Annotated in this window: 6 protein-coding genes; 1 reads left to right on the top strand and 5 read right to left on the bottom strand. The window is 64.3% G+C overall.

The window, feature by feature from the left end:
- Positions 1-5: 5 nt before the first annotated feature.
- From ACOZJV_RS32995 to ACOZJV_RS33015, 5 genes are all read right to left on the bottom strand, one after another.
- Complete coding sequence (locus tag ACOZJV_RS32995) at positions 6-3,023, bottom strand: sarcosine oxidase subunit alpha (RefSeq protein ID WP_078472800.1); 3,018 nt, start codon at positions 3,021-3,023, stop codon at positions 6-8.
- Positions 3,020-3,322, bottom strand: coding sequence for a sarcosine oxidase subunit delta (locus ACOZJV_RS33000; protein WP_020295380.1), 303 nt, complete (start codon positions 3,320-3,322; stop codon positions 3,020-3,022). Before ACOZJV_RS33000 ends, ACOZJV_RS32995 begins: the two co-directional genes overlap by 4 nt.
- A gap of 14 nt (positions 3,323-3,336) precedes the next feature.
- Positions 3,337-4,587, bottom strand: a complete 1,251-nt coding sequence (locus ACOZJV_RS33005; protein ID WP_078472799.1) for a sarcosine oxidase subunit beta family protein — start codon at positions 4,585-4,587, stop codon at positions 3,337-3,339.
- A gap of 22 nt (positions 4,588-4,609) precedes the next feature.
- Positions 4,610-5,863, bottom strand: a complete 1,254-nt coding sequence (gene glyA / locus ACOZJV_RS33010) for a serine hydroxymethyltransferase (RefSeq protein WP_020295378.1) — start codon at positions 5,861-5,863, stop codon at positions 4,610-4,612.
- A gap of 270 nt (positions 5,864-6,133) precedes the next feature.
- Complete coding sequence (locus ACOZJV_RS33015; RefSeq protein ID WP_421549434.1) at positions 6,134-6,874, bottom strand: TraX family protein; 741 nt, start codon at positions 6,872-6,874, stop codon at positions 6,134-6,136.
- Between the two features lie 220 nt (positions 6,875-7,094).
- Here ACOZJV_RS33015 and ACOZJV_RS33020 point away from each other — a divergent pair, with 220 nt between their 5' ends.
- Positions 7,095-8,135 (top strand): low specificity L-threonine aldolase, encoded by a 1,041-nt coding sequence (locus tag ACOZJV_RS33020; RefSeq protein ID WP_078472797.1) that lies wholly within the window; start codon positions 7,095-7,097, stop codon positions 8,133-8,135.
- Positions 8,136-8,311: the final 176 nt, after the last annotated feature.

The raw sequence follows: 8,311 nt of genomic DNA on the forward strand, positions 1-8,311 counted from the left end.
CACGGCTACACGTTCTGGCGATCGCCCTTGGGGTCGAAGAACACCGAAGACACGATTTCCGCCTCGATCACGCGACCATCGGCCAGGGGCGCGAAGACCCGCTCGCCCAGGCGCTTGAGGCCGCCCTTGACCACGCCCAGGGCAAACGAATACCCCAGGGAGTTGTGGGCGTAGCTGGAGGTGACGTGGCCGACCATGCTCATCGGGATCGCCTGCTTGGTGTTGAACACCAGTTGCGCGCCCTCCGGCAGCCATTGGGTCGGATCGATCGGCTTGAGGCCCACCAGTTGCTTGCGCTGATCGCGCACGCAGTCTTCACGGTTCATCCCGCGCCAGCCGATCCACGAGAACGGCTTGGTCCGCCCCACGCACCAGCCCATGTTCAGGTCGTCCGGGGTCATGGAGCCGTCGGTGTCCTGGCCGACAATGATGAAGCCCTTCTCGGCCCGCAGCACGTGCATGGTCTCGGTGCCGTAGGGGGTCAGGTTGTAGGCCTTGCCGGCCTCGACGATTTTCTCCAGCACGCCCATGGCGTAGTCGGCCTGGACGTTGACTTCGTACGACAGCTCGCCGGTGAATGAGATACGGAACACCCGCGCCGGCACACCGCCGACCAGGCCTTCCTTCCAGGTCATGAACGGGAAGGCTTCGTTGCCCAGGTCAATGTCGGTGACCTGGCTCAGCAGCTTGCGGCTGTTGGGCCCGGACAGGGTCATGGTCGCCCAGTGGTCGGTGACCGAGGTGAAGTACACCTTGAGCTCCGGCCATTCGGTCTGCTGGTAGATCTCCAGCCACTGCAGCACGCGCGCCGCGCCGCCGGTGGTGGTGGTCATCAGGAAGTGGTTGTCGGCCAGGCAGGCGGTCACGCCGTCGTCGAAGACCATGCCGTCTTCCTTGCACATCAGGCCGTAGCGCGCCTTGCCCACATCGAGCTTGGTCCAGGCGTTGGTATAGATGCGGTTGAGAAACTCGCGGGCGTCCGGGCCCTGGATGTCGATCTTGCCCAGGGTCGAGGCGTCCAGCAGGCCGACGCTGTCGCGCACGGCCAGGCATTCGCGCTTGACGGCGGCGTGCAGGTCTTCGCCGTTTTTCGGGAAGTACCAGGGGCGCTTCCACTGCCCGACGTCTTCGAACTCGGCGCCGTTTTTCAGGTGCCAGTGATGCAGCGCGGTAAAGCGTACCGGCTCGAAAATGTGCCCGCAGTGCCGACCCGCCACAGCACCGAAGGTCACCGGCGTGTAGTTGGGACGGAACATGGTGGTGCCCATCTGCGGAATGCTGACGTTCAGCGAGCGCGCGGCAATCGCCAGGCCGTTGACGTTGCCGAGCTTGCCCTGGTCGGTGCCAAAACCGAGAGCGGTGTAGCGCTTGACGTGCTCCACCGACTCGAAGCCTTCGCGGGTGGCCAGTTCAATGGCGGCGGCGGTGACGTCGTTTTGCAGGTCGACAAATTGCTTGGGCGCCCGCGAGGTGCCTTTTTCATGGGGCACCTGGAACAGCGCCAGGGTCGCTTCTTCGAGACGGGTCAGGGTTTTGGGCAACACCCCTTCCACGGTCTTGAACCCGGCTTCGCTGGCGGCGCGCACGCCCCCTTCAAAACCGTCGGCCAGGGAATCGCCCAGGCCGTAGACGCCATTGATGCCACCGACGCACACGCGCTTTTGCGGTGCTTCGCCGGGTACGAAACCCAGGATGTCTTCACGCCAGGTCGGCTTGCCGCCCAAGTGCGAGGCCAGGTGCACCACCGGGCTGTAGCCACCGGAGCTGGCGATCAGGTCGCAATCGAGCCACTCGCCGGGGCTGGTCACGGTGTGCGCCTTGACATCAATTGCCGCCACTCGCGCGGCCGTCACGTGCTTGCTGCCACGGGCTTCGATCACCGCACTGCCGGTGAGGATGCGAATGCCCTTGGCCCGGGCCTCTTCCACCAGCGCGCCGCGCGGGTTGCTGCGGGCGTCGGCGATGGCCACCACCTGCAGGCTGGCGTCGAGCCAGTCCAGGGCCACGCGGTAGGCATGGTCGTTGTTGGTGCTCAGCACCAGTTTCTTGCCCGGGGCCACGCCGTAACGGCGAACGTAGGTCGACACCGCGCCGGCCAGCATATTGCCCGGCACGTCGTTATTGCCGTAGACCAGCGGCCGCTCGCACGCGCCAGTGGCCAGCACCACGCGCTTGGCGCGCACACGGTGGATACGCTGGCGCACCTGGCCGATGGGCGCGCGATCACCGAGGTGGTCGGTGAGACGCTCGTGAATGGTCAGGAAATTATGGTCGTGGTAGCCATTGACCGTGGCCCGTGGCAACAGCAGCACATCCGGCAGCGCCTTGAGTTCGGCGATCACCGTGGCCACCCAATCCGCTGCGGGCTTGCCGTCCAGGCTTTCGCGGCTGTCGAGCAGGCTGCCGCCGAATTCTTCCTGTTCGTCCGCCAGGATCACCCGCGCCCCGCTGCGCGCTGCGGCCAGGGCTGCGGCCAGGCCGGCAGGGCCGGCGCCGACGATCAGCACGTCGCAGTGCTGGTTCATGTAGTCGTAGCTGTCCGGGTCGTTCTCGGTCGGCGAGCGGCCCAGGCCGGCAGCCTTGCGGATGTACTTCTCGTAGGTCATCCAGAACGATTGCGGGTACATGAAGGTTTTGTAGTAGAAGCCCGGCGGCATCAGCTTGCCGCCGACCTTGCCGAGAATCCCCATCATGTCGTTGTTGACGCTGGGCCAGCCGTTGGTGCTGGTGGCGACCAGGCCCTGGTACAGCGCCTGTTGCGTGGCGCGCACGTTAGGGATTTGCGTGGCTTCGGTGGCGCCGATCTGCAGCACCGCGTTCGGCTCTTCGGCACCGGCGGCGAAGATGCCCCGTGGCCGCGAATACTTGAAGCTGCGACCGATGATGTCCACGCCATTGGCCAGCAGCGCGGCGGCCAGGGTATCGCCTTCAAAGCCTTTGTAGGTCTGGCCGTTGAAGGTGAAGCTGAGGACTTTGTTGCGGTCGATGCGGCCACCGTTGGACAGCCGATTGGTCTGGCTCATACCTTCTCTCCAGCAGCCTTGGCGGTGAATTGCGGCTTGGTGCCGATCTTGTAGGTTTCAAGAATTTCGTAGGTCAGGGTGTCGCGGGTGGCGTTGAAATACTGGCGGCAACCGGCGGCGTGAATCCACAGTTCGTGGTGCAGCCCACGGGGGTTGTCGCGAAAGAACATGTAGTCGCCCCACTCGGCGTCGGTGCAGGCGTTGGGGTCCAGCGGACGCGGGATGTGGGCCTGGCCCGATGAGTGGAATTCCTCTTCGGAGCGCAGCTCGCCGCAATGAGGACAGAAGATATGCAACATAGGGATTTCTCCTGTTAGTGGGCGACGGCCGCAGCGCCGTGTTCATCGATCAGCGCACCGTTGTGGAAACGGTCGATGGAGAAAGGCGCAGCCAGCGGGTGCATTTCACCCTTGGCCAGGCTCGCGGCAAACACGTTGCCGGAGCCCGGGGTGGCCTTGAAGCCACCGGTGCCCCAACCGCAGTTGAAGAACATGTTCGGCACCGGGGTCTTGGAGATGATCGGGCAAGCATCCGGCGTGGTGTCGACGATGCCGCCCCATTGGCGGTTCATGCGCACCCGGGACAAGACCGGGAACATCTCGACGATGGCCTGGATGGTGTGCTCGATCACCGGGTACGAGCCGCGCTGGCCGTAGCCGACCCAGCCGTCGATGCCGGCGCCGATCACCAGGTCGCCCTTGTCGGACTGGCTGATGTAACCGTGCACGGCGTTGGACATGATCACGCTGTCGATGATTGGCTTGATCGGTTCCGACACCAGGGCTTGCAGCGGGTGGGACTCGATCGGCAGGCGAAAGCCCGCGAGCTTGGCCATGTGCCCGGAGTTACCGGCGGTGACCACGCCGACACGCTTGGCGCCGATAAAACCCTTGTTGGTTTCGACGCCGATGCACACGCCGTTTTCCTTGCGAAAACCGATGACTTCGGTCTGCTGGATCAAGTCCACGCCCAGGGCATCCGCTGCCCGGGCAAAACCCCAGGCCACGGCGTCGTGCCGAGCCACGCCGCCACGGCGCTGGACGGTGGCGCCGAGTACCGGGTAGCGGGTGTTTTTCGAGCAGTCGAGGTACGGAATCTCGTCTGCCACCTGCTGGGTGTTGAGCAGTTCGCCGTCCACGCCGTTGAGGCGGTTGGCGCTGACCCGGCGCTCGGAATCACGGATGTCCTGCAGGGTGTGGCACAGGTTGTAGACGCCGCGCTGGGAAAACATGACGTTGTAGTTGAGGTCCTGGGACAGGCCTTCCCAGAGCTTCATCGCGTGCTCGTAGAGGTGCGCAGACTCGTCCCACAGGTAGTTGGAGCGCACGATGGTGGTGTTACGCGCCGTGTTACCGCCGCCCAGCCAGCCCTTTTCAACCACCGCGACGTTGGTGATGCCGTGCTCCTTGGCCAGGTAGTAGGCAGTGGCGAGGCCATGCCCGCCGCCGCCGACGATGACCACGTCATAGACCTTTTTCGGGGTCGGCGTGCGCCACATGCGCTGCCAGTTTTCATGGTGGCTGAGGGAGTGTTTGAAGAGGCCGAAGCCCGAGTAGCGTTGCATAGTCATTACTCCAAAACGGCGCTCAGCGATAAACCGGGAAATCAGCGCACAAGGCCGCGACCTGGCGGGCGACATTGGCCTCGACATCGGCATCGCCGAGGTGGTCGAGGATGTCGCAGATCCAGCCGGCCAGCTCAGTGCATTGGCTGACCTTGAAGCCGCGGGTGGTGACCGCCGGGGTGCCGATACGCAGGCCGGAGGTGACAAACGGCGACTGCGGATCGTTGGGCACGGCGTTCTTGTTCACGGTGATATGGGCCCGGCCCAGGGCGGCATCGGCTTCCTTGCCGGTCAGGCCCTGGCGAATCAGGCTGACCAGGAACAGGTGGTTATCGGTACCGCCGGACACTACATCGTAGCCACGTTTGATAAACACGCCGGCCATGGCCTGGGCGTTGTCGATCACTTGTTGCTGATAGGTCTTGAAGCCGGGCTCCAGGGCTTCCTTGAAGCACACTGCCTTGCCGGCGATCACGTGCATCAACGGGCCGCCCTGGCCGCCGGGGAATACCGCAGCGTTGAATTTCTTTTCCAGCTCTTCGTTGGCCTTGGCCAGGATCAGGCCGCCACGGGGACCGCGCAGGGTCTTGTGGGTGGTGGTGGTGACCACATCGGCGTACGGCAGCGGGTTCGGGTACAGGCCGGCGGCAACCAGACCGGCGACGTGGGCCATGTCGACGAACAGGTAGGCCCCGACCTTGTCGGCGATCTGCCGGAAGCGTGGGAAATCCAGGGTCTTGGAGTAGGCGGAGAAGCCGGCAATGATCATTTTCGGCTGGTGCTCGACCGCCAGGCGCTCCACTTCGTCGTAGTCGATCAGGCCAGTGTCGGTGTCGATGCCGTACTGCACGGCGTTGTAGAGCTTGCCGGAAAAACTGACCTTGGCGCCGTGGGTCAAGTGCCCGCCGTGGGCCAGGCTCATGCCGAGCACGGTGTCGCCGGCCTGCAACAGGGCGAGGAACACCGCGGCGTTGGCCTGGCTCCCGGAGTGCGGCTGGACGTTGGCGTAATCGGCGCCGAACAACTGCTTGGCGCGCTCGATGGCCAGGGCCTCGACCTTGTCCACGTGCTCGCAGCCGCCGTAGTAGCGCTTGCCCGGGTAGCCTTCGGCGTATTTGTTGGTCAGGCCGCTGCCCTGGGCCTGCATGACGCGCTTGCTGGTGTAGTTTTCCGACGCGATCAGTTCGATATGGTCTTCCTGACGCTGCTCCTCGGCATTCATCGCCGCCAGCAGCGCATCGTCATAACCCTGGATCTGGTCTTGCTTGCTGAACATCGCGTCTCTCCCAGCGGCGGCGGTGCGCCTTTCGTCTCGGTGAGGCCTGCCTCGCGACAGTGCCCTTTGGATGCGATGGTAGGGCCGGCGCTGCCCGACCAAATGCCTATGGACGCCACGCAAAGGTGCGTTTACGACATGGGCCCACCCGCCCCTGTAGCCGCTGTCGCCAGGCTCGGTCTGCGTTCGGATGTTGGCAGGAACTGACGCCGAGGATCTGCCGGAAGAATCGCGGTGCAGCATAGGGCCAGCGCAGCCTGCCGGCAGCGGCTACAGCGCTTGGCGCAACGCCAGCAACAGCAGGAAGTGCCCGGGATACAGCAGGTAGGCCCAACGCCGCATCGGCGGCACGGAATGCGGGTGTACGCCGCGCAACAGGCCGATGCCCAGCAACGGCGCCAGCAGGCAGCTGACAATGCCCAGGCTCGCCGCCTGATTGCCCAGCAGCGCCGCCGGGAACAGGGTCTGCCATTGATTGGCTGCCAGGCACACCAGCCCGGGCAACAGGCTCCAGTACCAGGGCCGGCCAATCACCAGCAGCAACGCCAGGGGCAACAGCACGCCAAACACACAGAACATCAGTCGCTCGGAGAACAGTCCCGCCAGCGCCAAAGCCGCCACCCCCAAGTACAACGCCATCCCCCGTCGTTGCTGCCAGCCGCGGGCCACCAACAGCCCCAAGGCCAGGGTCGGCAGTACGTTCAAGGTGTCGGGGTCGGGGATAAACAAGCGGTAAGGAATCTCGCTGACCAGGCTGAACACCAGCAACCATCCCAGATACCGCCACTGCCCGGTCACCTCGCCCCGGACCACGCCAACCCGCGCCAGATTGGCCGCCATCGCCAGGCAAAACCAGGGGAACGCAAGGCGCCCGGGCACATAGAGAACATCCACCTGCCAGCCCACATAGCGCAGGTGGTCGAGCACCATGCTCAGCAGCGCCAGCCACTTGAGCAGGTCCAGGGCACCGTCACGTCGGCCGGCAGGTGTGATCAGCGTGGGCCCAGGCATAAATCTCCATGCAATGTGCATTTTTCATGCATAAACAGAACGTGTGCACCCTCGCCAATCTTGGGTAAAGTGCCCACCACCAGGCGCTCGATAGTGCGGCGCCCTCTACGAATGTGTGTTTCAACCGATCTTCAGTGCAGCACTCCTTACCCAGGAACGCCTTACCCGAGGCCCTTTACCCAAGGCGCCTCATTACGGACACCTATCACGGAAGCAGGCCATGACCGACAAGAGCCAACAATTCGCCAGCGACAACTATTCCGGTATCTGCCCTGAAGCCTGGGCCGCCATGGAACAGGCCAATCACGGCCATGAACGTGCTTACGGCGATGACCAATGGACCGCACGGGCCTCGGATCATTTCCGCAAACTGTTTGAAACCGACTGCGAGGTGTTCTTCGCCTTCAACGGCACTGCCGCCAACTCCCTGGCCCTGTCGTCGCTGTGCCAGAGTTACCACAGCGTGATCTGCTCGGAAACCGCCCACGTCGAAACCGACGAATGCGGCGCTCCGGAATTTTTCTCCAACGGTTCCAAGCTGCTGATTGCCGGCACTGAAAACGGCAAGCTGAGCCCGGAATCGATCCGCGAAATCGCCCTCAAGCGCCAGGACATTCACTACCCGAAACCACGGGTGGTCACCTTGACCCAGGCCACTGAAGTCGGCAGCGTCTACACCCCGGAAGAAATCCGCGCCATCAGCGCCACCTGCAAGGAACTGGGGCTGAACCTGCACATGGACGGCGCGCGCTTCTCCAACGCCTGCGCCTTCCTCGGCTGCTCGCCGGCCGACCTGACCTGGAAAGCCGGGGTCGACGTGCTGTGCTTTGGTGGCACCAAGAACGGCATGGCGGTGGGCGAGGCGATCCTGTTCTTCAACCACAAGCTGGCCGAAGACTTCGACTATCGCTGCAAACAGGCAGGCCAACTGGCCTCGAAAATGCGCTTCCTCTCGGCGCCCTGGGTCGGCCTGCTGGAAAACGACGCCTGGCTCAAATACGCCCGCCACGCCAACCACTGCGCGCAGCTGCTGGCCAACCTGGTGGCCGACATCCCGGGGGTGGAACTGATGTTCCCGGTGCAGGCCAACGGCGTGTTCCTGCAACTCTCGGAACCGGCCATCGCCGCGCTGACGGCCAAGGGCTGGCGCTTCTACACCTTCATCGGCAAGGGCGGCGCACGCTTCATGTGCTCCTGGGACACCGAAGAAGAGCGCGTGCGCGAACTGGCGGCAGATATCCGCACGGTGATGAGCGCCTGATACAACGCCGGACGTGGTGAGGGAGCTTGCTCCCGCTGGGGCGCGTAGCGGCCCCAATGGCGACCACCCCACTTCTCCCGGCAGATCGCGAGCTCTGGGTTTACGGCCGCTGCGCGACCGGGCGGGAGCAAGCTCCCTCGCCACAGAGGGCAAGCCGCCTGTGACGTTGGTGGGAG

Source organism: Pseudomonas sp. QD4, from assembly GCF_049199125.1.
Lineage (GTDB): Bacteria > Pseudomonadota > Gammaproteobacteria > Pseudomonadales > Pseudomonadaceae > Aquipseudomonas.